Origin of the sequence: Bradyrhizobium sp. SZCCHNR1017, assembly GCF_032381375.1 — a bacterium.
Lineage (GTDB): Bacteria > Pseudomonadota > Alphaproteobacteria > Rhizobiales > Xanthobacteraceae > Bradyrhizobium.
On sequence record NZ_JAUHIR010000013.1, the window covers coordinates 51235 to 73917 of the forward strand.

General features: G+C 63.0%; 16 protein-coding genes, 1 tRNA gene and 2 pseudogenes. 6 read left to right on the plus strand and 13 right to left on the minus strand.

All coding sequences use genetic code 11. From position 1 onward, the window contains the following. Window positions 1-6: 6 nt before the first annotated feature. The 3 genes from QW863_RS27020 to QW863_RS27030 all read right to left on the minus strand — a co-directional run bounded on the left by QW863_RS27020 (window position 7) and on the right by QW863_RS27030 (window position 6633). Window positions 7-2805, minus strand: a complete 2799-nt coding sequence (locus tag QW863_RS27020) for a di-heme-cytochrome C peroxidase (RefSeq protein WP_315769310.1) — start codon at window positions 2803-2805, stop codon at window positions 7-9. 174 nt (window positions 2806-2979) lie between these two features. After that, window positions 2980-4773, minus strand: coding sequence for an adenylate/guanylate cyclase domain-containing protein (locus tag QW863_RS27025; protein ID WP_315716569.1), 1794 nt, complete (start codon window positions 4771-4773; stop codon window positions 2980-2982). Window positions 4774-4887: 114 nt separating this feature from the next. Continuing rightward, window positions 4888-6633, minus strand: coding sequence for an adenylate/guanylate cyclase domain-containing protein (locus QW863_RS27030; RefSeq protein WP_315716570.1), 1746 nt, complete (start codon window positions 6631-6633; stop codon window positions 4888-4890). Between the two features lie 171 nt (window positions 6634-6804). Here QW863_RS27030 and QW863_RS27035 point away from each other — a divergent pair, with 171 nt between their 5' ends. Continuing rightward, window positions 6805-7446, plus strand: coding sequence for a LysE family translocator (locus tag QW863_RS27035; RefSeq protein WP_315716571.1), 642 nt, complete (start codon window positions 6805-6807; stop codon window positions 7444-7446). Between the two features lies 1 nt (window position 7447). Here the strand turns inward: QW863_RS27035 and QW863_RS27040 are convergent, their stop codons facing one another. Next, a complete protein-coding gene (locus QW863_RS27040; protein WP_315716572.1) occupies window positions 7448-8200 on the minus strand; it encodes a sulfite exporter TauE/SafE family protein in 753 nt (250 codons plus the stop codon). 85 nt (window positions 8201-8285) lie between these two features. On the opposite strand from QW863_RS27040, the gene QW863_RS27045 reads away from it, so the two are divergent. Next, a complete protein-coding gene (locus QW863_RS27045) occupies window positions 8286-9176 on the plus strand; it encodes a LysR substrate-binding domain-containing protein (protein ID WP_315716711.1) in 891 nt (296 codons plus the stop codon). 70 nt (window positions 9177-9246) lie between these two features. On the opposite strand, the gene hisN is transcribed toward QW863_RS27045, so the two are convergent. Together hisN and QW863_RS27055 are read right to left on the minus strand one after the other, a co-directional pair. Further along, window positions 9247-10032, minus strand: a complete 786-nt coding sequence (gene hisN / locus QW863_RS27050) for a histidinol-phosphatase (protein WP_315716573.1) — start codon at window positions 10030-10032, stop codon at window positions 9247-9249. A 483-nt stretch (window positions 10033-10515) separates the two neighbouring features. Continuing rightward, complete coding sequence (locus QW863_RS27055; RefSeq protein WP_315716574.1) at window positions 10516-11400, minus strand: N-formylglutamate amidohydrolase; 885 nt, start codon at window positions 11398-11400, stop codon at window positions 10516-10518. Window positions 11401-11744: 344 nt separating this feature from the next. On the opposite strand from QW863_RS27055, the gene cpdR reads away from it, so the two are divergent. Next, window positions 11745-12104, plus strand: coding sequence for a cell cycle two-component system response regulator CpdR (gene cpdR, locus QW863_RS27060; protein WP_006610087.1), 360 nt, complete (start codon window positions 11745-11747; stop codon window positions 12102-12104). A 117-nt stretch (window positions 12105-12221) separates the two neighbouring features. Further along, window positions 12222-12296 (plus strand) — tRNA-Val (locus tag QW863_RS27065). A 209-nt stretch (window positions 12297-12505) separates the two neighbouring features. Here QW863_RS27065 and QW863_RS36030 read toward each other — a convergent pair. The 4 genes and pseudogenes from QW863_RS36030 to traA all read right to left on the minus strand — a co-directional run. After that, window positions 12506-13510, minus strand: a pseudogene (locus QW863_RS36030) (tyrosine-type recombinase/integrase); the annotation flags it as partial. Between the two features lie 8 nt (window positions 13511-13518). Beyond that, window positions 13519-13704, minus strand: coding sequence for a hypothetical protein (locus QW863_RS27075; protein WP_315716576.1), 186 nt, complete (start codon window positions 13702-13704; stop codon window positions 13519-13521). Between the two features lie 187 nt (window positions 13705-13891). Then, window positions 13892-14107, minus strand: a complete 216-nt coding sequence (locus QW863_RS27080) for an AlpA family transcriptional regulator (RefSeq protein ID WP_315716577.1) — start codon at window positions 14105-14107, stop codon at window positions 13892-13894. Window positions 14108-14233: 126 nt separating this feature from the next. Continuing rightward, entirely contained in the window at window positions 14234-17245 is a 3012-nt protein-coding gene (gene traA, locus QW863_RS27085) for a Ti-type conjugative transfer relaxase TraA (protein ID WP_315769311.1), read from the minus strand. A gap of 171 nt (window positions 17246-17416) precedes the next feature. Here traA and QW863_RS27090 point away from each other — a divergent pair, with 171 nt between their 5' ends. Together QW863_RS27090 and QW863_RS27095 are read left to right on the plus strand one after the other, a co-directional pair. Continuing rightward, window positions 17417-17743, plus strand: coding sequence for a conjugal transfer protein TraD (locus tag QW863_RS27090; RefSeq protein WP_315716579.1), 327 nt, complete (start codon window positions 17417-17419; stop codon window positions 17741-17743). Between the two features lies 1 nt (window position 17744). Beyond that, window positions 17745-18018 (plus strand): annotated as a pseudogene (locus tag QW863_RS27095) (conjugal transfer protein TraD). Window positions 18019-18198: 180 nt separating this feature from the next. Here QW863_RS27095 and QW863_RS27100 read toward each other — a convergent pair. The 3 genes from QW863_RS27100 to QW863_RS27110 form a co-directional block, all read right to left on the minus strand. Continuing rightward, the gene (locus QW863_RS27100; protein ID WP_315716580.1) at window positions 18199-19332 is read right to left on the minus strand and encodes an acyltransferase; all 1134 of its coding nucleotides are present in this window, start codon (window positions 19330-19332) and stop codon (window positions 18199-18201) included. A gap of 1094 nt (window positions 19333-20426) precedes the next feature. Next, window positions 20427-20591 carry a Flp family type IVb pilin gene (locus QW863_RS27105; RefSeq protein ID WP_315716581.1) on the minus strand — a complete coding sequence of 55 codons (165 nt, stop codon included), beginning with the start codon at window positions 20589-20591 and terminating at the stop codon, window positions 20427-20429. Window positions 20592-20815: 224 nt separating this feature from the next. After that, window positions 20816-22000: a phosphatase PAP2 family protein gene (locus QW863_RS27110; protein ID WP_315716582.1), complete on the minus strand. Its 1185-nt coding sequence runs from the start codon at window positions 21998-22000 to the stop codon at window positions 20816-20818. Window positions 22001-22683 lie beyond the last annotated feature (683 nt).

Below are 22683 nucleotides of genomic sequence, written 5' to 3' on the forward strand. Positions count from 1 at the left end.
GTGACCTCACAGCGTCTTCAGGTACTCGATCAGGTCCCAGCGCTCGTCCTCCGAGAAGCCACCGCCGATGATGCCGTTCGGATAGTCCTTGTTGGGCTTCGTCGGCCCTTCGAAGGAATGACCGAGCGTGCTGTTGCCCTTGATCGGCTTGCCGCTGGAATCGCTGGTCACGAACAGCGTCTGTCCGACCTTGCACGTGCTCTCGCCGCCCTTCGGCACGGCGAAGCCGACCGACTTCGGGTCATAGTCGCGCGCGCCCTGGCAGAACGATGTCGGCCGCTCGGCAGCCGGCGTCAGCAGCCAGTACAGCGACGGCACCGAGCCGTTGTGCAGATAGGGTGCGGTCGCCCACACGCCGTTGAGCGGGCGGGCGCGATAGCTCTTGCCGGCCGGGTTGGGGCAGTTCCTGCGATCGCCCCACAATGCGGCCCGCTCCGCCTCGGAGATCTTGCGGTCCTCCATCCATTTGTCGCTGGCCTTCTGCACGACGGCCATCAGCGCCAGCGCATAGGGCATCTCCGTGGTAGAGCCCTGCGGCAGGTTGCAGCCCTTCAGGTCCTTGGCCGGATCGACCTCGAGGAAGCCTGCCACGTTGACCTTGCGGTTGGCGAGAATGCTCGCCTGTCCGGGGTCGGTCTGCATCGCCTCGACGGGCTTCTGCACGAGGTCGAGGATCGGGCCCTTGGCGTTCCAGCCCTTGCTCTCCCAGTCATCGGCCGGCTTGATCTTCCAGAAGCTCTTGTCCGGATAGGTCTTGTCGAACACGGTGTCGGCGACCGGGCCGAGATGGCACTCGACACAGACAGCCGCATAGAGCTTACGGCCGCGTTCGACGCGGGCCGGATCGATCTTCCAGGCGTCGTCGCCGGCGAACAGCTTCTCCGGCCATTTCGGCGAGGTCAGCCCGCCGAACGCGGGCGTCGTGGTCGCGAACGGATCGGGACCGCGCAGCATGTTCTCGATGTAGAGCAGGTTATCGATCGCCATCGACGAGCGCCACAGTCTGTCGCTCGCGGTCTTCGGTGAGAAGTTGATCTGTGCGGAGACGCCGAGCGCCTCGCCGGCATTGCGGATCAGGGGCTGCGCGATCGATCCGTCATATTGCGCCCAGGAGAACCACGGCACGGTCCAGATCGGCGGATAGGACACCGGCGCGTCGATGGCCTCCTGGTTGTCGAGCATGTTGGGCAGACCGCTCGAGGCCATGTCGAGGTAGAATACCTGGTTGCCGATGCGGTTCAGCGCGTCGAGCCGGCCGAAGCCTTCCTCCGTCTCGGTCTGGCCCTTGGCTTCGATCGTGGTCTTGTAGTTGTTGGCCTGCATGTTGAGCGCGAAATCGATCGCGGCCTTCAGGCCCTTCTTCAGGCTCGCGCGATCGGCGTCGGACGCATTCGGTCCGAGCACGCGATCGGCAAAGCGCGTGAAGCGGCCGGGCACGTATTGCGTGAAGATCATCGCAAAGCCCATGGCCTCTTCAAGCTTGCGCAGGTCGACCATGCCGGGGCCGCCGTCGAAGCGTACGCTCACACCCTTGTAGTGGATGCTGCCGGAGTGACAGGCCGCGCAGGTCAGGCCGATCTTGTCGGACTGCGCGGCGCCGGTGGCGGGATCGGTCGCGCCGGTGAGCCGGGCAAAGCCGACCGGCAGGCCGCCTTCGTTGCCGGCCGGGGTCGGCTTGAGGCCGGCGGGCAGTGGCGCTGCGGGCTCGGTCTTGGCAGCCGTCGCGGCGTAGCCGAACGGCCGGAGGACGCTTGGGTCGCCGTCGACGCTCTTCGGGCTCGGGATGAAGCCGAAACGTTCGAGATAGGCGCTGTCGGAGATCAGGCCGGGCGTGCCGAACGGCGCCAGATAAGGCTGCTCCATCGCCATGAACCAGGCGTAGGGAATCGGGAAGGTCGCGGTGCCCTGCGTCACGTGGTGAAACCAGTGCCGGTCCTGCGTGGTCCAGCCCTGATCGAGCCAATAGGCCGCCCTGGTCGGCTCGGTCTCGGGCAAAGCGGGCGGGATCAACGCCGCGACCTTCTTCGGCAGAACCTTGCCGAGCTTGTCGCTGACGGCGTCGGGCGCGGCCACCCAGGCGAGTAACACGGCGGCGCCGGCCAGCACTGCCGTGCCCACGAGCGCCTTGCCGATACGCCAGACGATGTTCGCGGGCTTGGGCTTGGCCATCAGCCGCGCGGCGATACGCTGCGGCAGGCGGCGGTCGACGAACAGCGTGCGGACCTCGGCAACGGAGAGATAGCGGCCGTCGCCCTCGCCCTTGCCGAGGATGTTGAGCAGCACCGGCCATTCGCCCTGCATCAGAATGGGGAAGTACCAGCGCGCTCGGTCGCCGTCGCGCGTCAGATTGGCCTTCATGAAAGTCTGGATCTGCGCCTCGTTGAGGCCGCGCTCGGTGCCCCCGTTGGGATCGGGATAGTCGCTGCCGAAGCTCGCGAACCGGTCGATCTCCTCGGGATGAACCTTGGCCTCGGCGTCGAGAATGCGCGATCCGCCGCCATGTTTGTCGAGCGGGCCGTTGCGCAACTGGTCGAGATCGGCGCCGGACCACAGGCTCTTCAGCAGCCGCAGCGGCGACAGGCCGTTCGCGATCAGCGCAACGCCAAAGGTCTCGATGCCGACGAGCCGCTTCTTGAAGCCGGTCTCGCCGCTCGCCGCCTCGACCCGGTCTCCGATGGTCTTCAAGGGGACGCTGTGGCCGTCGACGAAGCCGCCGGCGACGAGCGCGCGCAGGAAGGGACACGGGTTGTCGGACGAGACCGGAAGCTGTCCGGGCAGGGCGTCACGGGCGCTGTCTTCTTGCATCGAAGAACATCCTTGGAAAGCACCTGAGTGATGAAAACGAAATCACGCAAACAAACGAGGACGACGCCGAATTGCGCCGAGGAACGGGCGGATCGGCCGCCGTCTGAACGCTACAATGCAATCGTGAATGATTGGCGCAACCCGCCCAAGTGTCAACCTCAAGTCGCGATCGCGCTATTCGCCCGCGAACTTGGCCTTGGTGTCCACCAGAGTGAGCTTGGTCAACGGGATGCCGGCCTTGGTGAGGCCGTCGCGATAATGCGCGATGTCGGCGGGATTGCGCCAGCGGATGTTGCTCAGGAGGCGCTCGATCGTCATCCACGGATGCTGGCTCAAAAGTGCCGCGACGGCCTCGCCCGCTTCGACCGAGCGTCCGAGCTGCGCCAGCGCGGCGGCGCGGATGGCGAGGCACTGCAGATGGTTCGGGTTCTGATAGTGCGACTCTCGCGCCCAGGACAGCGAGGCGTCGTACTGGCCGAGCATGTAATGGCTGAACGCGCTCAGCACCGACCATTGATAGCGCGGATCGCTGTTGCCGCGCTGGGCCGCCACCGAGAACAGCTCGATCGCCTGGCGGTGCTCGCCGGCGACGAGATGGCAGACGCCGAGCACGCCGCGCGCGCCCATGTCATAGGGATTGAGCTGCAGCGACTTGCGCGCCGCCTCCATCCCGGCCTCGACCCGGCCCTGCATGGCATGGACATAGGCCAGCAGCGAATAGGAGAAGGACGAGCGGGAATCGAGCCGGACGCCGGCCTCGGCCAGCGCCATTGCCTCGTCCCACAGCTCCCGTGAGTTCCTGATCCAGCCGAAATGGATGCCCTGCAGCAGGATGGTGCCGAGATAGGTGTGGGCGATCGCAAGACCTGGGTCGATCCTGATCGCCTCGCGGAACAGCGCGATCGAGCTCTCGTAGTCGGCCTTGGTCGGCTGGTAGTAGTGCGACAGCCCGCGCAGGAAGCGATCCCACGCCGTGAGGTCCGTGGTCTTGGACCGCACCGGCACCGCCGCCTCGGCACGGTAGATCTCGGGGATCAGCGCGGTGCAGAGGTTGGCGGTAATGTCGTCCTGCACGGCGAACAGGTCGCCGATGTCGCGGTCGTAGCGGCCGGCCCAGAGCTGCTCGCCGTTCTCCGGCGCGACCAGCTCGGCGGTGACCCTGATCTTGTCGCCGGAGCGCCGCACCGAGCCCTGGATGAGATAGGTCGCATCGATCTCGCGCGCGATCAGGCGGGCGCTCATGCCGGCATGCTTGAAGGCGAAGGTGGAGTTGCGGCTGAGCACCCGGAAGAACGACTGCAGCGACAGCGCATGGATGAGGTCTTCGGCCAGGCCGTCCGAGAAGTATTCGTCGGTCTCGCCGCTGAGATTGGCGAATGGCAGCACGCCGACGATGGCGGTGCGGTATTGCGCCGGCAGGGTCGTGGCGGACCGCTGCTCGCGGCTCTTCTCCGGCGAGGACGGATCCCAGGTCCAGACGTTGATGGTGTCTTCGATGTTCTTGAAGCGGAACGGCCCGCGGTCGACGAAGGTGACCGTGAGGTGCTTGCTGGCTTCCTGGTAGGCCTTGTGGGAGACGGCAATTCCGCCGGGCGGTGCTGCGGCTTCAAGCCGCACCGCGGTGTTGACGCCGTCGCCGAACACCTCGTCCTCATCGAAGATGACGTCGCCCATGTTGAGGCCGAGGCGAAACTGCATCACCCGGTCGGCCGGCAAATGAGCATTGCGCTCGGCCATCAGCTTCTGCACCTCGACCGAGGCCGCGATGGCGCCGACGACGCTCGGAAATTCCAGGAGAAACCCGTCCCCTGTGTATTTCACGATGCGGCCGCCGTGATTGAGGATGATCGGGTGGATGGCGCCGCGATGGGCCTTGAACGCGGCATGGGTTCCCGCCTCGTCGGCGCCCATCATCCGCGAGTAACCGACCACATCGGCACAGACAATCGCGGCCAGCCGTCTCTCCATTCCGTCTTTGCTCCTACTCAGGGCGATACCACGGCAACAGCGGTCGAATCCAATCAATTTGCGGAAGCAATGTGTAGGCCATGTGGCGGGCCGGCGACATTGGACCCGATTGGCTCAGGTCAGCCCGGCCTTGATCAGTCCGTCGCGGTAGTGGTCGATGTCGTCCCGGCGTTTCCATCGGATGTTCTTGATGTGGCGGTCGAGCGTGAGCCAGGGGTATTGCGCGTGCAGCACGTCGACGGCGTCGCCCGCCTGGTCGGTCGCACCAAGCTGCGCCAGGGTCGCCGCGCGGATCGTCAGCGCCTGCAGATGGTTCGGGTAGAGAAACAGCTCCTCGCGGGCCCAGGACAACGCCGCCTCATAGCGGCCGAGCAGGTAGTGGCTGTAGGCATTCAGCGCCGGCCATTGGTAGCGCGGATCGCTGTTGCCGCGCTGGGCCGCGATCGAGAACAGATCGATCGCCTGCTGGTGCTCGCCGTTGACCATATGGCAGAGCCCGAGCACGCCGCGTGCGCCCATGTCGTAGGCATTGAGCTCGGTCGCCTTGCGCGCCGCCTTCATGCCGTCGTCATGGTCGCCCTGCATGGCCTGCACGAAGGCCAGGATCGCATAGGCGAACGAGGAGCGCCCGTCGAGCCGCACGCTGTCCAAGGCCAGATTCTTCGCCTCCTGCCAGAGCTCGCGCGAGCCCTTGATCCAGCCGAAATTGATGCCCTGCATCAGAATGGTCGCGAGATAAGCGTGCGCGAGGCCGAGCGTGGGATCGAGCGCAATGGCTTGCCGAAACAGCGAGATGGAGATCTCGTAGTCGGCCTTGGTCGGTCGGTAGTAGTGCGACAGACCGCGCAGGAAGCGGTCCCATCCGGTCGGGTCGGTCGCCGGCGCGCGGACTGGAATCGAGGCTTCGACACGATAGATCTCCGGCATCAGCGCCGCGCATAGGCTGGTGGTGATCTCGTCCTGCATCGCGAAGAGATCACCGACATCGCCGTCATAGCGACCGGTCCACAATTGAGCGCCGGTCTCGGGCGCGATCAGCTCCGCCGTCACGCGGAGCTTGTGACGAGAGCGCCGCACCGTTCCCTGAATCAGGTAGGTCGCATCGATCTCGCGTGCGACCAGGCGGGGATTGAGGCCGCGGTCCCTGAAGCGAAACGTCGAGGTGCGGCTCAGGACACGAAAGAACGATTGCAGCGACAGCGCATGGATCAGGTCGTCCGCGAGCCCGTCGGCGAGATAGGCGTCGGCGTCGTCGGAGAGGTTGACGAATGGCAGCACGCCGACGATCGCGGTGCGATATTGCGGCGGCAGGCCGGTGACGCTCGTCCCGGCCCGGATCGCCGCCTCGCTACCCGGCTCCCATGTCCACGCCTGCACCGGCTCCCGCAGGTTCTTGAACTGAAAGCTTCCGGCGCTGGTCAGCTTGACGGGGAGTTGCAGGCCGGCCTCCTCATAAGCCTTGGCCGAGACGGCAACACCGCCCGGGACGGCGATCGATTCCAGATTGACGGCGACATTGATGCCGTCGCCGAAGGCCTCGCCGTCATCGACCGTAAACTCACCCTGATGGATTCCCAGCCGGAAGCGCATGTTGCGGTCGGACGGCAGATCGGCGTTGCGCTCCGCCATCAGGGACTGCATCTCGATCCCGAACTGGATGGCGCTGGCGGCGTTGGCGAATTCCAGCAGAAAGCCGTCGCCGGTGTGTTTGACGATGCGGCCGGCGTGGTTGAGGATGATCGGATGGATGGCGCCGCGATGAGCCTTGAAGGCGGCGTGCGTGCCGTCCTCGTCAATCCCCATCATGCGTGAATAGCCGGCGACGTCGGCGCAAAGGATGGCAGCGAGGCGTCTTTCCATCACATCGTGCTCCCGCCTCGCGCATACCACGGCCGAGGCGGCCAAATCCAACGCTTTTCCAGAACCCATCGCGGCACCTCGCCATGCGGCCCCGCGCCGGCCTCTGCGGCGCGAGACGGCAATGCCGAGGCCAGGTATGGTTAGACCGTTATTGTTAGGAAATGTTCAATCATGCTCGGCATTCACGATCTGCCTTTGTTTCTCGTCTCCGGGCTGCTGCTCAACATCACGCCGGGTCCCGACACCGCCTACATCGTTGGCCGCAGCGCGCAGATGGGCTGGCGCGGCGGGGCCGCTGCCGCCTTCGGCATCAGCACGGGCTGCCTGGTTCACGTGTTCGGAAGTGCGATCGGGCTGTCGGCGCTGCTCACGGCCTCCGCGACGGCCTTCGCGACGGTGAAATGGGCCGGTGCGGCCTATTTGGTCTATCTCGGCATCACGCAGCTTCTGGCGCGGCGGCCGGACGCCGCCAGGGCGAGTGATGCGACGTCGATGCCGGTGGTGACGCTGCGCCAAGCGTTCTGGCAGGGCGCGCTCACCAACATCCTCAATCCGAAGGTCGCGATGTTCTTCCTCGCCTTCCTGCCACAATTCGTCGCAGCCGAGGCGCCGCACAAGGCGATCGCCTTCCTGCTGCTCGGCACGATCTTCATCGTCAACAGCACGATCTGGTGTCTCGGCGTCGCCGTCGTCGCGGCCCGTGCAGCGCGCCGTGTGCGCGGCTCGTCCGCCGCGCTGCTCTGGCTCAACCGCACGATCGGCGGGCTGCTGATCTATCTCGGCGTCCGGATCGCGATGCTCGAGGCGCGCTGACTTACCAGAGCAGCTCGATGACCGCCGTGCCGGCGAGATACAGGCCGAGCAGGATCATGGCGATCAGGAACACACGGCGGAACGCCTCGGCCGGCAGTCGGGATCGCGCCGCTTGGCCCGCGAACATGCCGAGAAAGGCGCAGGCCATCGCGACCGCGCCGGGCAGGGCGGTGGCCGGGCTGAGCAGACCGGAGCTCGTCAAGTTGAAGGCCAGCGTGACGGTGGCGACCGTGAAGAACACGCCGAGGGCCTGGACCAGCTCGTCCTTCTCGAGCCCGATCGCCTGCATGTACGGCACAGAAGGTACGACCTGCACGCCGGTGGCGGCCGAGATCAGCCCGGTGACGAGGCCGACGATGCCGCCGACCCATTTCTCGTGCGGGGGCGCGACCTTGAAGGCGAGCTTGGTGAGACCGAGCAGGGCATAGAGCATCAGCAAGACGCCGAGCGCGACGTTGCCCCAGCGGGTCGAGGCATGGCTGAGCGCGCCGGCGTTGAGGCAGATGCCGATCGCGGTCCCCAGCATCAGCGGCCATAGGCGCCTGGCGATATCGCGCAGATAGGGGCCGGCGAAGGTCTGCCAGATGTTGGTGATCACGGCCGGTACGATGACGATGGCGAGCGCCCGGCCCGGCGGCATGGCGACCGCGAGCAGTCCGACCGAGATGGTCGGCAGGCCGAGGCCGAGCGCGCCCTTGACGAAGCCGGCCAAAGTGAGCGCGAAGGCGATGAAGATGAGGATGGGGTCGATCATGGTCGGCACATTGACCAGACTGCGCCGACGACACAATGTGGAGGTTACGGAGTAAGCCTTCGTCCAAGGCTGAGGCAGGATGACCATGCGTTTCGATCTGGTTGATCTCAGGCTGTTCATTGCCGTGGCCGAGGCCCGCAGCATCACTGGCGGCGCCGACCGGGCGCATCTGGCGCTGGCCTCGGCGAGCGCGCGGATCAAGGGCCTGGAGGACGCGTTTGGCGTCGAGCTGTTCAAGCGCGGCCGGCGCGGCGTGGAGCTGACCGCGGCGGGCGAGAGCCTGCTCGATCACGCCCGCATCATCATGGCCAATGTCGAGGCCATGCAGGGCGAGCTCTCGGGCTTCGCATCCGGCCGTCGCGCCAACGTGCAGCTGCTCGCCAACACGGTCGGCCTCGCCGAGCATCTGCCGAAGGCGCTGGCGGCCTTCCTGCGCGAGCATCCCGACATCAACGTCGATGTCGAGGAGCGCGAGAGCACCGAGATCGCCGAGGCGATCGTGTCCGGCAGAGCGGATCTCGGTTTTGCGGCGGAGCACGCGCTGCCCGAGACGATCGAGCGCTTCGCTTTCGGCAAGGACCGGCTGATTCTGGTGGCCGGACGGCGCAGCCCGTTCGCAGCGCGCCGACAGATCGACTTCAGCGAGACCGCGGGGGAGGATTTCATCGGCCTCACGCAGGGGACGGCGCTCAACGTCCATATCGGCCGGCACGCCGCGCGGCTCGGCATCCGCCAGCACGTGCGGGCCAGGCTGCGCGATTTCGACGCGATCTGCCAGATGGTGGCGGCCGGGATCGGCATTGCCGTCGTGCCGGAAGCGGCGGCGCGACGTTGCGCGCGGTCGATGCCGATCGGCCTCGTCGCGCTGCGCGATGCCTGGGCCGATCGGCGGCTCGTGATCTGCGCCCGCAGCTTCAAGGCGCTGCCGCGTCCGGCGAAACTGCTCGTCGAGCATTTGCGCCAGGCCGCCGCGTGAGGCGCCCGACGACCGGCCGGATGTCTCCGTTCCGCGCGAGAGGCGGGGAGCCAAGCCGGTGGAGGCGGGCTCAGCCCGCTGCCAGCCGCTTCAGCGCCGCTTCGTGGACGCGCTTGTCGCCGGCGGCGACGATCCGGCCGCCGTTCTGCGCCGGGCCGCCTTCCCAGTCGGTGACGATGCCACCGGCGCCGTTGATGATCGGGATCAGGGCGGCGATGTCATAGGGCTTGAGCTCGGTCTCGATGACGAGATCGAGATGGCCGGCGGCCAGCATGCAATAGGAGTAGCAGTCACCGCCATAGCGCGACAGCCGCGTCTCGGCCTCGACCCGGCCAAAGGTGGCGCGATCAGCCTCGTTCATCAGCAGCGGGCTCGTCGTATAGCACACCGCATCCCCGAGACGCTCGCAGCGCCGGACCGAGAGCCGGCGCTCGCCGCCGCCGTTCTTGTAATTGGCGGAGCCGTTGTCGCCGGCAAAGCGCTCGCCGATGAAAGGCTGGTGCATCATGCCGAACACCGGCGTGCCCTTGTGCAGCAACGCGATCAGCGTGCCCCAGGTCGGGAAACCGGCAATGAAGGACTTGGTGCCGTCGATCGGATCGAGCACCCAGACGTAGTCGGCGTCCTCGCGCTCATTGCCGAACTCCTCGCCGACGATGCCGTGCTGAGGAAAGTTCGCCTTGATCAGGCGACGCATCACCGCCTCGGCGGCGCGGTCGGCCTCGGTCACCGGATCGAAATCGTGCCGGCTGCTCTTGTTGTCGACCAGCAGCGAGGTCCGGAAGAACGGCAGGATGGTTTCGCCCGACGCGGTCGCCAGACGACCGATGAAGGCGGAGAAATCAATGACCGTCACAACGCGTCCTTGGGTGAGGGAATCGGGTGGCACTAAGCCCGGTTATGCCTAGCTCAAAGCGGTCGGGGGCGCATCCGGATATGGCACACCAGCGTGGCATCATGGATACCGTTTGGTGTCCGGCCGCGCTGGCCGGGCGCGGTTGAGCCGTCGCGGGCCCCTGATGTGAAAGTGAAAGCGAAACCGGCGTCCCTCTCCGATCGTTTGGATTCTCCAATCAAGCCATTGACTTCTATGATGAAAAGAAGGGCTGTTTCGCGCTGAACGCAACCCGGCCTATGTTTTTTTGCATGGAGAAAGGCGGAAAAACTCTTGCGCTTTGTGCAGCGCGATTGCATATTGTTGCGGTGCGGTAGCGCTTCGCGTTATCGCTGCCCTCCTTGGGCGTTTCCTCCCTAGACTTGGGCCGCTTGTCATTCAAGCGGCCCTTTTTTTTGCGCCGACGCCACCGGCCGAAACCGCCCGGACCGAACGCGCAGCCCTCTATTCCGCCGCCGCCTGGAACGGCCCGAGGTCGCCGAGCGGCACCGTCGCCAGCACCTCGGCGAGCACGGCGAGATCGGAGGCGACCTGGGCGAAGCGCGGTCCGCGCTCCCTGCGGCGCTCGTCCATGTAGATCGCGCGGTTGAGCTCGATCTGGATCGCATGCAAGCCCGTGGCCGGATTGCCGTAATGCTCGGTGATGAAGCCGCCGGCATAGGGCTTGTTGCGGCCGACCGAATAGCCGAGCCGGCCGAGCACGTCCTCGACCAGGTCCGGCAGCAGCGACGCGCAGCTCGTGCCGTAGCGGTCGCCGATCACCATGTCGGGCCGGCGCGGCTCGTCGCGCGAGACGCCGACCGACGGCATCGAATGGCAGTCGACCAGCACCACGGTGCCGAACTGCTGGTGCACGCGGTTGATCAGCCGGCGCAGCGCGCGGTGATACGGCTTGTACAGCGTCTCGATCCGGTGCAGCGCCTCGTCGACGCTCAGCCGGTCGCGATAGATCTCCTGGCCGTCGCCGACCACGCGCGGGATCGTGCCGAGGCCGCCGGCCACCCGCATCGAGCGGGTGTTGGCAAAGCTCGGCAGCCGCCCGGTGAACATCCGCGGATCGAGCTCATAGGGCTCGCGATTGACGTCGACATAGCAGCGCGGGAAATGCACGCGAACGACCGGAAAGCCGCGCAACAGGAGATCGGCGATCAATTCGTCCATGAACGAATCTTCGGAGCGCCGCAGCGCCGGCAGATCGATTCGCGACGCCCTCAGGAAATCGTCGGGGTAGGCCGATCCGGAGTGAGGGGAATTGAAGATGATGGGCGCGCGCCATTCGGTCGGCTCCATGATCTCGAACGGCGGCAATTCGCCATCAAAGTCCGTCATCTCTGGGCGCCGTCCCCTTGGTCACGTGCGTCGATGTCACGTCCGTTGATGCGCCGGTATCCTCCGGCCGATTCGTTCTGGACAACGCAGGCACTGCTCTTGCCAACGCGCATCTTCGATAATCCGAGCCGGTCTGCCAAGCGAAAAGCAATGAAAAAGTTCATCTCGCGTTTGGAACAACTCTGAGCTGGCGTGCTGCTTCGGTCGAAGACCGCACCTTCAGCCCTCAAAATGCCTTGCCGATGTCGGATCAAAAGGCGCAATCTTTCACCCGAAATTTACCGCCCGTCAGGCTTAGTGGCGGCAACGCTCCGCCTCTCACCCGGACCAGACAACCCCTCGCCATGCACAAAATCCTGCTCGCCGAAGACGACAACGACATGCGCCGCTTCCTGGTCAAGGCATTGGAAAATGCCGGGTTCCAGGTCTCGCCCCACGACAACGGCATGTCGGCTTACCAGCGGCTGCGCGAGGAGCCGTTCGAGATGCTCTTGACCGACATCGTGATGCCGGAGATGGACGGCATCGAGCTGGCGCGCCGCGCCTCCGAGCTCGACCCGGACATCAAGATCATGTTCATCACCGGCTTCGCCGCGGTCGCCTTGAACTCCGATTCGGAGGCGCCCAAGAATGCCAAGGTGCTGTCCAAGCCGGTGCACCTGCGCGAACTCGTCAGCGAGGTCAACAAGATGCTGGCGGCCTGAGCCGCCAGGGACACAACTCCGGAACTGGCGGATTATTCCCAATTTCGGCATTTTGCGTCCTTGCCTGCCTGCGTGGGAGCCGATATAGGGACGCCCACCCGAACGGATATTGGATTAGGGCACGTAGCTCAGCGGGAGAGCACTACCTTGACATGGTAGGGGTCACAGGTTCGATCCCTGTCGTGCCCACCACCCCTCCGGACGTCGGCTGAATTCATTGAGCTTTTTGTTCGATTTCCCGCACCTAGCTTGTCGGTGAGGGAATAGACGTTCGCTCTATGATCCACGGAGCCGATCATTCGCTCGAGCTTGGCGACGCCGCCATACGCCAATTTCTTGCGATTGGCGTTCCGCGTGTAATGGCTTGCCATCCGACGATCGGTCCAACCGAAGATCGCATCCAGCTCGGCTTCCGTTGCTCCGTTTTCGGCGGCGACGGTTGCAGCCGCCTTGCGAAGGCCGTGCGCTGATCGGTTCGCCAACCCAGCTGCGACGCACTTCTCCTTGAACACGTTGCCTAAGCTCTCCTTGGTCATCGGCTTGCCCTGCCGGGTCGCGATGTAGGTCTCGGTTCCGATCGGACCTGCCTCCAACGTCCGGCGCAGGACATCGAGCATCGGGAAGGTGACCTCAATGGTCTCGCTCCCCTTTTCCAGGCGCTTCGTGATGATCGGCACGAAGATCTGCTCGATTTTTCCGTCAGGCCCAATCCGCTCTTGCACCTGTTCGGTCACATCGGCAGGGCCGAACGATGCTGCGTCACCCCGCCGAAAGCCGGTGAAGAGGTAGACGTCTATCATGACGCGCTCTCGCGTGCCGAGCGGCCAGCGCTTGTAGTAACGCCGAACGTCGGCATCAGACCAGGTGACAAAGCCTTCGGTTTTCGCTGGCTTGGGTGTCTTGATCCCTTCGGTTGGATCTGCCGCAAGGATCTTTTGCGCGACCGCCCAGGTGAACATCCGCCTCATGGTGGTGAGAAAGTGCCGGGCCGCGGAGGGGTTCTGAGCGCGACGTCCAAGCCCGTCCAGGATGTGCTGCTTCTGGATGGCGGCGGCTCGTTTGTTGCCGTTGGCCTCCAGAACATGAATCATGAGGCTGTTGCGCTGCTTGTGAGTGCTCGCCTTCATCTCGCGCCAATCAGGCGCTTTTGCCTTGTATTCTTCCCATAGCCATTTGAGGCTACCATCAAAGACCTTCGCCCTGGCTTCGCTTGGATCGATTGCGAGGCGTGGCCGATTGAACATGTCGGCTACAGCGATGTCGTAGTTGCGGTTGAATTCTATGGACCCGTACTCGCCGCGAATGCGAGTGCGTTTGCCGCCTACGTCCTTGTTGCGAACGTACCAGACCGTCCTGCCATGACGGTTGATTTCCTTGTGAAGGTAGGGCCTGCGAGGACGGGGCATGAAGCGAATCAAAGCACGAAATGCTCTTCGGGCTCAACCGTCTCATCGATGCCCCGCTCTTCCTTGTATTTGACCAGGTCGACGATGATCGTGCCGTCCGGCTTAATTCGTATGGATGAAGCACCGGCCGCTTTTGCAGCGCGGATCGCTCGTGCCACTTCGCCTTGGGTAAATCGAGCGGAGCGCCGGCTCATGGAACGCCTTCGGTTGACATCGCGCTCTGCCGTAAGCGCATTTGCAATGTAGCTTGGTCCGAACTCGTCGTCTGCATCTCGCGGGACCGTCCCTGAAGCGGGATGCCGTGGCGTAGAAAAGGATGGGGTCGGATAGTTCAGGAGAGCGCCTCCAGAAACGTCGTCCCTGATCGTTGTGCCATAGAGCTTACAAGATTTCATCGAGGTCGCGCCGCGGACGCCATCTTACGGGATCTGCGATCCACCGGTTGATGTCGGATTCATGCCAACCAGTTCCGTTGCTGCTGATCTTGAGTGGGGTAGGGAACGTACCTTCGGCGATCTTGCGGTAGATGGTGGATCGGGACAGCCCGGTCCTGGCAAGGACGGTTTTCAACCTGATGATACGGTCTGGCTCGCGCATGGCCGTGATGCCCCTCGCTGGTTGCTCCTGACGTCCGGCGAGACCAGAGGCCAAACAGGTGCAGGCGGACAATAGGAGTTCGCGCGTTGCCAGCTGTGGCGTAGAGCCGGCGGCAAACGGGATGGGTCAAATTCCAAGGCCTCGGCCTCTGCCGAGATCGATGCCATGGACGAAGGCCAGATCCTGGCCGAGTCGGCGGCCCGATTCGAATGCAATGCCGAGATCGTTCTTGCGGCCGGCAAGGATGGATTCCAGTTGCGGGTCGCGCTGGAGGCTCTTCGCCATGTCGCCCATCGCCGAGCGCGTGGCCTTGTAGCCGGACAAGTCGCCCGCCTGATATAGGCGCCTGCTGGTCTGGTCGAGCTCCCGCCATCGCTCAACGAAGTGATCGGCGCGGCGGCCCGGATCGCTGCGGAGTTCGGTTTCGAGCTGGAGCGCGCGGATGGCGCGATTGACCCGGCCGTCCGCCGCTTCGCGGGCGAGCTCCGGGTTCTTCTTGTAGGCGGCTTCGGCATCGTGCGAGCCAAACGGGCGCACCGCATTGAAGGCTTGGCGGGCCTTCTGCAGCTCTTTCACCTGCTCGGGACTGGTCCTGTCGTCCGTCTTCTGCGCCTCGAAGATCGCGTCCACCGCGCGGGCGTGGCGCACGAGAGCACGGGTCCGGACGCGACGCGCTTCCACTTCGGGATCTTGCGTCACGTTCCTGGCCGGCACTTCGGCTCCACGCCGGTCGGCTGCGGGATCGTTGCTTTCCCTTTCCGGCGTCGCCCGTTCCGGCCTCTGTCCGCCATCCAGTCTGGGCACATCAGCCGGAGACCGCAGGCCGTCCAACATGTCGCGCAGCTTCTCGGGCACAATCTTGCGCACGATCTCGACCACGCGCTTGCGGAAGGTGATCCCGCGCCGTTCGGCGTAATTCTGTACTGGATCGGCAGCCTCGTAGTCCGAGGCCATATCCTTGGCGCGAACGCGTGACAGGGCACGGGTGAGCCGGTCCTGACCCGCAAAATCATCGCGGCCATAGTGCAGGCCTACCCCGTCGCGGTGCCGAGACAGCGCGACATAGCTGCTGTGGGCGTCCATGCCCGGCGTCGCCAGCACATGGACGCGGTCAACCGTCATGCCCTGCGCCTTGTGGATCGTCGCGGCATATCCATGGTCGATGCGGTTGTAATCCTTGAGGTCAAAGCGCACAGATCGGCCATCGTCGACCTGTACCGTCATGCCCTGCGCGCTGACCTGTTCAACGGTCCCGAGCGTGCCGTTCTTGACGCCAAGGCCGCGCTCGTTCTGCAGAAACATGACGCGATCCCCGCTGGCGAAGGTTCTCGCACCTCGCTCGACCGTCACCCCCACCTCATTGCCCAGATCGCCCGCGGCTCGCATCCGTTCGCGCGCTTCCTCGTTCAGGATGCGGACCTCGTCATTGGTGTGGGTGAGGATAATCCGGCTCCGGTCCCGTGACGCCTGCCGGTCGCGGTCCCAGCGCTCGATCAGATCGCTGCGCGCCTGCTCGCGGGTCAGCGCCTCATGCACCATGCCGTGAGCGCGGTAGGCTTCGAGCGCATGGCCCACTTTGCCGGCTGCCAGATCGCGTGTGGCGTCCCGCTGCCAGTCTTCCTGCTGACGGCGCACTTCACCGATCTCCGCGCCGCCGTAACGCTCATGGATGGAGCGGAACGCCGCGCCCGCTTCGATGGCCTGCAGCTGCTGCGGATCGCCGACCAGCACCACCTTTGCGCCAGCCTCGGCCGCATGCGACAGCACGCGCTCGAGCTGGCGCGTGCCGACCATCCCCGCCTCGTCGATCACCAGCACATCACTGGATCTGAGCAGATCACGGCCTTGTTTCCAGCCATGCTCCAGGCTGGCGATCGTGCGCGACGCAATGCCCGATCCGCCTTCGAGGTTTTCGGCGGCAATACCGGACAGCGCAACACCCCGGACCTCGAAGCCCGCCGCTTCCCAGGCCTCGCGCGCCACCCCCAACATTGCGCTCTTTCCCGTCCCGGCATGGCCGACCACGACGCTGAGATCGCGTCCGTCCGTAGCATGCGCAACCGCGTCGGCCTGCTCGGACGAGAGGACCAGACCGCGCGCTTCCGCTCCCGCCAAAGCGGCCTGGCGATCCGCGTCGGGTACCTGATGGCGCGCCTGTTCCGCCATCCGTTTAGCAGCCCGGTGCAGCCGCTGTTCCGCTTCGATCATTCCGCGGGTGGTGAACCGATCCTCGCCGCGGGCGTCCTTGCCGAGTTCGACCAGATTCGGCGCTCCCTGCATCGCGCCCATGACCTCGTTGAACTGGTCGAGTCCGTCGCTATGCCGGTGCGCGAACTTTGCCATGTCGCGCCGCGTGAAGGTCGATTGCTGCTGGGTGATGGCATCCAGCCCAAGTGAGGGATCCGTGATGATCCGCACGCCATTATTTCGCGCGATCTCCCGGTGCATCTCGGCCCGGTCGGCCTCAAACCCTTCGCCCGCAATGTCTCGGACCTCGATTCGCTTTGCCGGCGCGCCGATCTGGCTTTGCGGCTCCAGAGCAATGCCCTGGGCCTCCAGGCTGCGATGGTCGATCCGCGCGTCGATGTCGAGCTCGGCCAAGCGCTCGTTGGCAAGCTCGGCCCAGCGCCTCCGCCAGCGCTCGACCATCTCGGTACGATTCCAGTCCCGCACCTTTTGGCCGAACCCGTTCTCGTCGACCGCGCGCATTGTCAGCATCACATGGGCATGAGGTTTGGGCATGCCGTCTTCGGCCCTGTCCCAATGCACATTGAGATCGGCGATCATGCCGAGACCCACGAACTCGCCGCGAACGAAGTCCCGAGCCAGTTCGATGCCCTGCGCCTCAGTCAGTTCTCGCGGAAGGGCGACCTCGACCTCTCGGGCCAGCTGCGCGTCCTTGCGGATTTCGTGTGCTTCGACATTATTCCAAAGCCGTTCGCGGTCTCCCCACGCCTCCGGCGCATTCTCCGGCAGTATCACCTCGGAATGGACGACGCCGCGCTTGCCAGAAAAATCCTGCTCACGGCCCAACCGCTCGTCACGCAGCCGCGAGGCCGAACGGTAGGCCGCCGATGCCACCGCACTGCTTCCGGCCTTCCGGCCAATGACCTTGACGTGAAGATGATAGATCGCCATCGCGAGCAGAGCATCTACACAGCGAAGCGTACGTCGGCACGACGTATAAGCGCGCCCTCCCTCGAAAAAATCTCGGGAGGGACTATCCCGTCTCAGCTCGTCCTGATGACCTTACAGCAATGCGCCAGTGGCCAAGCTATCATTTCTCCATTGTCACTCATGGAGACGACGATGCGCAAACCCAGGAACTTTGATGCTGACCTGAAGGCACTCGACGACAAGGCGCGCGAGCTGAAAACCCGCAAGGTACGCCAGCTCGGCGAGCTCGTTATCGCTACGGGAGCTGACGCGCTCAGCGCCGACGAGCTCGCGGGCGCGCTGATCGTGCTGGCCGAGACGAAAGAGGCCGGAAAGAGGGAGGCATGGTCCAAGCGCGGCGTCGCGTTCTTTCAAGGACGGTCGCGGCGAGTTGCGCCAGCAACTGACCGCGACGCTGACGTTGCTCCTACGCAACCGAGCGGCGCGCAACCGGCATCAAGCCGCAAAAGCGCGACGTGACATGCGCGCGTGGCGGGTCGAACACCGCAAGCGCACCCGGTACCTCATCGAACTCGGCGGCCTCGTGGTCAAATCCGGTATCGTGGACCTGACCGGTGATGACCGTTCCGCGATCTTGGGTGCGCTACTTTGGATGGTTGACAAGCTTAAGAGCGGTGAGGGCGAAACGGGCACGTGAGCTTTGGGCCGCAAAGGGAAAACAAGCGTTCGAGATGAACCCTAGGATGCCAACACGCATAGTCGTTTATGTCCGACAATCGCACGTTGGCCAATAGCTGCCGCTTCGACAGCAGCCCTATTGATCAATCGGCATACAAATTGCGATTTGGTTGCCGCCTTACTCCAGCTCCGAGCCGTTCGCTCTTGATAAAGCGGTCACTGTGACTTTCCAAATTGGCCACTGGCGTTGGGTAAGGCACACTAGATCGAGATCTCCGCTTTCATGATGATTGCCTTCATTGAAGCAGGACCGGACTCGCCTGCCGAGTCTCTTGCCTTCGCAGCAGAAGGGTCCGGACTAGCCGCTGAGCAGGCGCTTCAAACCAGCAATAGGTGAGGCGCGCGGTGACGAGCGTGGACAGCACGAAAGCCGCCGAGAACAGAGGATCGAGGTAGGGGATGGGCCGCTGCATCGACGAAAAAGCAAGCGCGATCGCAAGTTGAATTGGAAAGTGCAGCAGATAGCAGGAATAGGTTGTATTGCCGGCTGTCTCCACCAGGGTCTCCAGGCGCCGCGGCAAGACTATGGGCTTCGAGCAGCAGAACAACAGGATCGGCGTATAGATCAGCAGAAGCGGTGCAGTGAGCGCCTCAAGGTCCATGCCGGACATCCAAAATGCCGCGGGCATCGCGATGCTCGCACACGCAGCCAAGGCTTCCAACTTCGGCCGATGCCGAGCCCCGGCGACAGCCTGTCTTGCCATCGCGGCAAGGCCGCCAGCGTAGAAGAAAGCGAAGCATTTTGACATCAGCGTACCGGTCGCGATCGAGATCACGATCACCGCTAGATTGAAGAGCGGGGACGGACGCACGACGCGCAGCGACAGGAAAAACGCCGCATAGACCACGATCTCGATTGAGACTGACCAGATTGGTGCGTTGAAGCTGACGCCGTGCGGCGGAAGCCAGTCGCTGGCCATGAACAGCTGCTTGACGAATTGAGGGATGTCGTTTTGCTGAAAGACGAAGAAGTAGTTGTGCTGAACGAAATACATCAGCTGGAGCATCATGACCAACGGCAACGTCGCGAGATGGAGCGGGTAAAGTCGCGCCAGCCGATAGACGAAGAAGGTCCATCCGCTGATCGTGCGGTCGGCGATGACCGCGCTATACTTCCAGAAGAAGATGAAACCGGAGATGCACCAGAATATCTCGACCCCATTCTTGCCCTTCTCATAAAACGGGAACAGAACGCGGTAGAACGGCAGCTCGCTCCTCACGAGACCGACCGGCTCGTCGCCGACGAAGGCAAAGTGCTGATAGTGCCACAGCAGCACCGCGACGGTAGCGAGGAAGCGCAGCCCTTCCAATCCAAGGAGTTTCTGGGTCTTAGGCCATGTCGACGCTTTCGGAATGATCATCGGGGTCATTGACCTCCTGACGAGGGCGCTGGCCAATTCTAGCCGGAGCAAAGTGAAGGATTCTTTTCGCTCGGCCGAGCCCCGCCCGGAGGCATCCCAGGCGTTCGCCGCAGGCGATCTCGGCGCCGCGCTAGATTGCCTTCTCCAAGGAGCGATACGCTGATCGTCGCGGTCTGCCTTAAGATCTTGCGGATCATAGGCTACGAGCCCGACCCCGGTGACCATTGCGCGCAGTTTTCTCTCCAGTGCCTCGACCTTGCTCTTAGTGAGAGGCGCGACGACGGTGAGGTGGTGGGGACTCAAATCGGCCGTGGGACCGACGAAAAGAGGAGCCAACGCCGAACGAGATAGTGCGGTGCCAGATCGCCAATGATGACAAGAACAAGAGTCGCCGCACCGAGAACTGGGGCTGCCGAGCTGCTCAATCTGACGCTCTGATCGCCAGAGGGGTCGCTCGCGAGATCGAGGATGCAGTCCCTCGGCCAGTGCAGTTCTGCGCCCCGAAACAACTGGGTATATTTGACAGTCACCTAAATCCAGATCTGGCGAGGCGCTCCCGTCGCTCGACAACGTGAGCTGCCCGAGGATAAAAGAGCTGTCGGCTCGCGTTACGATGGGGAGCAGCGGGAGCTTTGATAGAGCCCAAGTCTGCGCGAACCGCACGCGCTTTCGGCTACAGCTGCTTGGTGAAATTGCGGTTCGGTTAGTCGCCGTCTGTCACTTTCGGTTGCATCGACTCCATCGAGCATGGCCGGCAGCGGCGATGCGAATACGGCGCCTGGAACGTTCCAGGGCGCGGGCGGCACAACGGGAATGATCGGAGACGTAGAACTCGACAGCCACAATCCTAACACCAATGGCTAGGGAACTCTTCCGTCAGACGCTTAGGCTGCGGAAATACTTCTATCTCCACAAATATTAAACTCACGCGACTTGTGAAATGCTCGAGCAGGCTGACCGGTACTTGAAAATTGGTGATGTCCACCATGAGACTGTACGACATTAAAAGGCCAGTATTCCGCGGCGCTGCGGTTTTTGAAGCAAGAAACCCGAACGCATTGGTTCGGGCTTCCTGAGAACGCCAACGTGTAGACTGTGCAGAGCTAGTTGATGGAGGAATTGATGTCTACGAACGAGGTGTTGATCTTGCTGCCCAAACCGTTGACTGCTGCGATGATCGCAATTGAAATTCCTGCGGCAATCAATCCGTACTCGATTGCAGTGGCTCCCGATTCGTCACGCAGGAACCTCATCATCTTGACCCGCATTACACCCTCTTTGCTGTTGGCCAGATCGGCGCACCTTCAAGCCACAAAAGGATACCTTATGGCATCTTATAATAGATGAGTCTGAATAAGACAATTTTAGATAGAGTAAATATCTTTAGCGCATGTGATCTAGTGGGGGCGCAAATGGCCGTACGTTTTAGTGTCAGAACGAACGCCTATACGCCATCAAGAGAAATCGCAGAACCGGGCATACAGGGCCGGTGTCAGGATTCGCTGACTTGCGCTCTGGTCATGATTTGGCACATTCCGTGCGTGAGACGGTCGTGTGAAGCGTCGGCTTGCAATCCAGATGATCCCTGCGCCCGTCGCGAGGACAATGACATCAAGGCGACAGCAGTTCCGGTTGCGACCAGCCACACGACCGCGCCGCATGGAAGATCGATCGCATAATGTCCACCGATCGGCACGGTCGATGCGATCACGAGGGAATTCCAGATCAATGAAATCGGGAATAGCCACCTGAGGTGCCGGGACGCGGATATGATCATCAGCGCCAGGCAGCAATGGAACGACGGAAATGTCACAACTCCCTGCAGATTGGCGAATGACAGCAACGGCGAGGCCGAATTGCGGAAGTATTCCAACTTCGACAAGTGATACGTTCCCGCGCCTGTCGGGAGATGCTCAAGCAAGCTGGCTGGGTACCCAAAGAACGCGAAGGCACCTTTCGCTGGCCAGATCACGGAAATGCTCGCGCATGCGACAATCGTGGTGGCGAATACGAACGTCAGTATCCATAAATGATCGAAACGGCGAACGATTGCGAGCAGCACTGAAAGGCCGAAGAGCAGGGGGAATGAGCTGTCGTACGTGACCGACAGGAGCTGGGACCAGGCGGGGTTGTCGGCTGCCCAAGCGATGACAGCAGGCAAGTCGAAACCCGCCGCTCGATCCCATCTTGCAAGATCTGCATCGATGAATGGGGCGTTATTCCGAAGCCCAACAAGGCTGATGATTCCAGCCACTGCGCCCGATAGTAACATTGCTAGGAGCGCTCCGCACAAGTTGCTGAGCACCGGCGATGGTCGCCAACGTCGATAGACAACGTGAACAGTGAGGAGGAAGCCCAGTATCGTCAATGCAACCAAGAGGCTGCCGAGATCAACAATGATAGCCGACCGCTGGGTCAGGAAGGCCGCGAACGTGGTCGCGACAAAGCAAATGGCCCATACGCTCGCTTCCACATATCCGGTCGTATGCGTTCCCTGCGAAGACCAAGCGAAAGCCGTGCGACCCGAAGACTGGGAAGCAGGAGTGATCGAATTACCATCCTGCGATTGCGTGCCGTTAGGTCTGTGTATCTCCCCGATCTGTGTCCTTGCGGATATCAGGAAGCGGAGGCGACGAAAGAATGCGGGCAATAGGGTGTCTGTGGCGGGCTCCAACATGGATGTCCGCTCCCGTGTCAGTCTGTTTCAGATTATTTCGGTCGGTTACCTACATACGCAAAAACCGTGAGCCTGAGCAATCTCAACGTGTATTTTAACATGATACCGTGCTGAGATGCTTAACAGATCTCTAGCGCATCGCGAGATGTGCCTTTGGAATCGGTCTGGGATTGCGCTGTCCAAAAGCTACTGGCCATGAGCCTATGATCGCCTGACATCGCAGCTTCGGTGTCAACGGGGGTCCTTATGTAGGCTTGCTCGTTGCGCGGCGATGTTTTGAGTGCGGATTTCACCTTGCTGTCAAAATTGTCAGTTGTTCGGGCGGCCGGATGTTTATCGCCTCGACAATTCGGAATTCACCAGCTCTCGAACATCACGCAGATGCATATGATTCGTGGGGATTGTGTCGTTCTTTGTTTGTAGTGGGGAACATCAGGCGCGCGGGAGTTCAGGCGTTTGCCGTGAGGGAGCTAGCTGAGTAAGTCAAGAATCTTCGTTCCTCAGCCGTCCGGGGCGTTGCGAGGTGCTGTCGGGTTAGTCCAGCAGACGCGCGAAGCCTGCACCCAATGCACGCAATGCATGTAACGTGCGATCCCTCGCAGGTAAAAATATCCTCGGCGGGAACGTGGCAGATCTTGTCCAATCGTTTCTTGTGGTACATCATTCCTGCACGACTTAGGGTA

What these genes read in the sequence shown, in the direction of transcription:
- QW863_RS27055 (WP_315716574.1), bottom strand. Translation starts at nt 11,400, where the DNA reads ATGACGGACTTTGATGGCGAATTGCCGCCGTTCGAGATCATGGAGCCG.
- QW863_RS27105 (WP_315716581.1), bottom strand. Translation starts at nt 20,591, where the DNA reads ATGCGGGTCAAGATGATGAGGTTCCTGCGTGACGAATCGGGAGCCACT.
- traA (WP_315769311.1), bottom strand. Translation starts at nt 17,245, where the DNA reads ATGGCGATCTATCATCTTCACGTCAAGGTCATTGGCCGGAAGGCCGGA.
- QW863_RS27030 (WP_315716570.1), bottom strand. Translation starts at nt 6,633, where the DNA reads ATGGAAAGACGCCTCGCTGCCATCCTTTGCGCCGACGTCGCCGGCTAT.
- QW863_RS27100 (WP_315716580.1), bottom strand. Translation starts at nt 19,332, where the DNA reads ATGACCCCGATGATCATTCCGAAAGCGTCGACATGGCCTAAGACCCAG.
- QW863_RS27040 (WP_315716572.1), bottom strand. Translation starts at nt 8,200, where the DNA reads ATGATCGACCCCATCCTCATCTTCATCGCCTTCGCGCTCACTTTGGCC.
- QW863_RS27035 (WP_315716571.1), top strand. Translation starts at nt 6,805, where the DNA reads ATGCTCGGCATTCACGATCTGCCTTTGTTTCTCGTCTCCGGGCTGCTG.
- QW863_RS27080 (WP_315716577.1), bottom strand. Translation starts at nt 14,107, where the DNA reads ATGCGCGAGCCAGACCGTATCATCAGGTTGAAAACCGTCCTTGCCAGG.
- QW863_RS27075 (WP_315716576.1), bottom strand. Translation starts at nt 13,704, where the DNA reads ATGAGCCGGCGCTCCGCTCGATTTACCCAAGGCGAAGTGGCACGAGCG.
- QW863_RS27110 (WP_315716582.1), bottom strand. Translation starts at nt 22,000, where the DNA reads ATGTTGGAGCCCGCCACAGACACCCTATTGCCCGCATTCTTTCGTCGC.
- QW863_RS27020 (WP_315769310.1), bottom strand. Translation starts at nt 2,805, where the DNA reads ATGCAAGAAGACAGCGCCCGTGACGCCCTGCCCGGACAGCTTCCGGTC.
- QW863_RS27025 (WP_315716569.1), bottom strand. Translation starts at nt 4,773, where the DNA reads ATGGAGAGACGGCTGGCCGCGATTGTCTGTGCCGATGTGGTCGGTTAC.
- QW863_RS27090 (WP_315716579.1), top strand. Translation starts at nt 17,417, where the DNA reads ATGCGCAAACCCAGGAACTTTGATGCTGACCTGAAGGCACTCGACGAC.
- QW863_RS27045 (WP_315716711.1), top strand. Translation starts at nt 8,286, where the DNA reads ATGCGTTTCGATCTGGTTGATCTCAGGCTGTTCATTGCCGTGGCCGAG.
- cpdR (WP_006610087.1), top strand. Translation starts at nt 11,745, where the DNA reads ATGCACAAAATCCTGCTCGCCGAAGACGACAACGACATGCGCCGCTTC.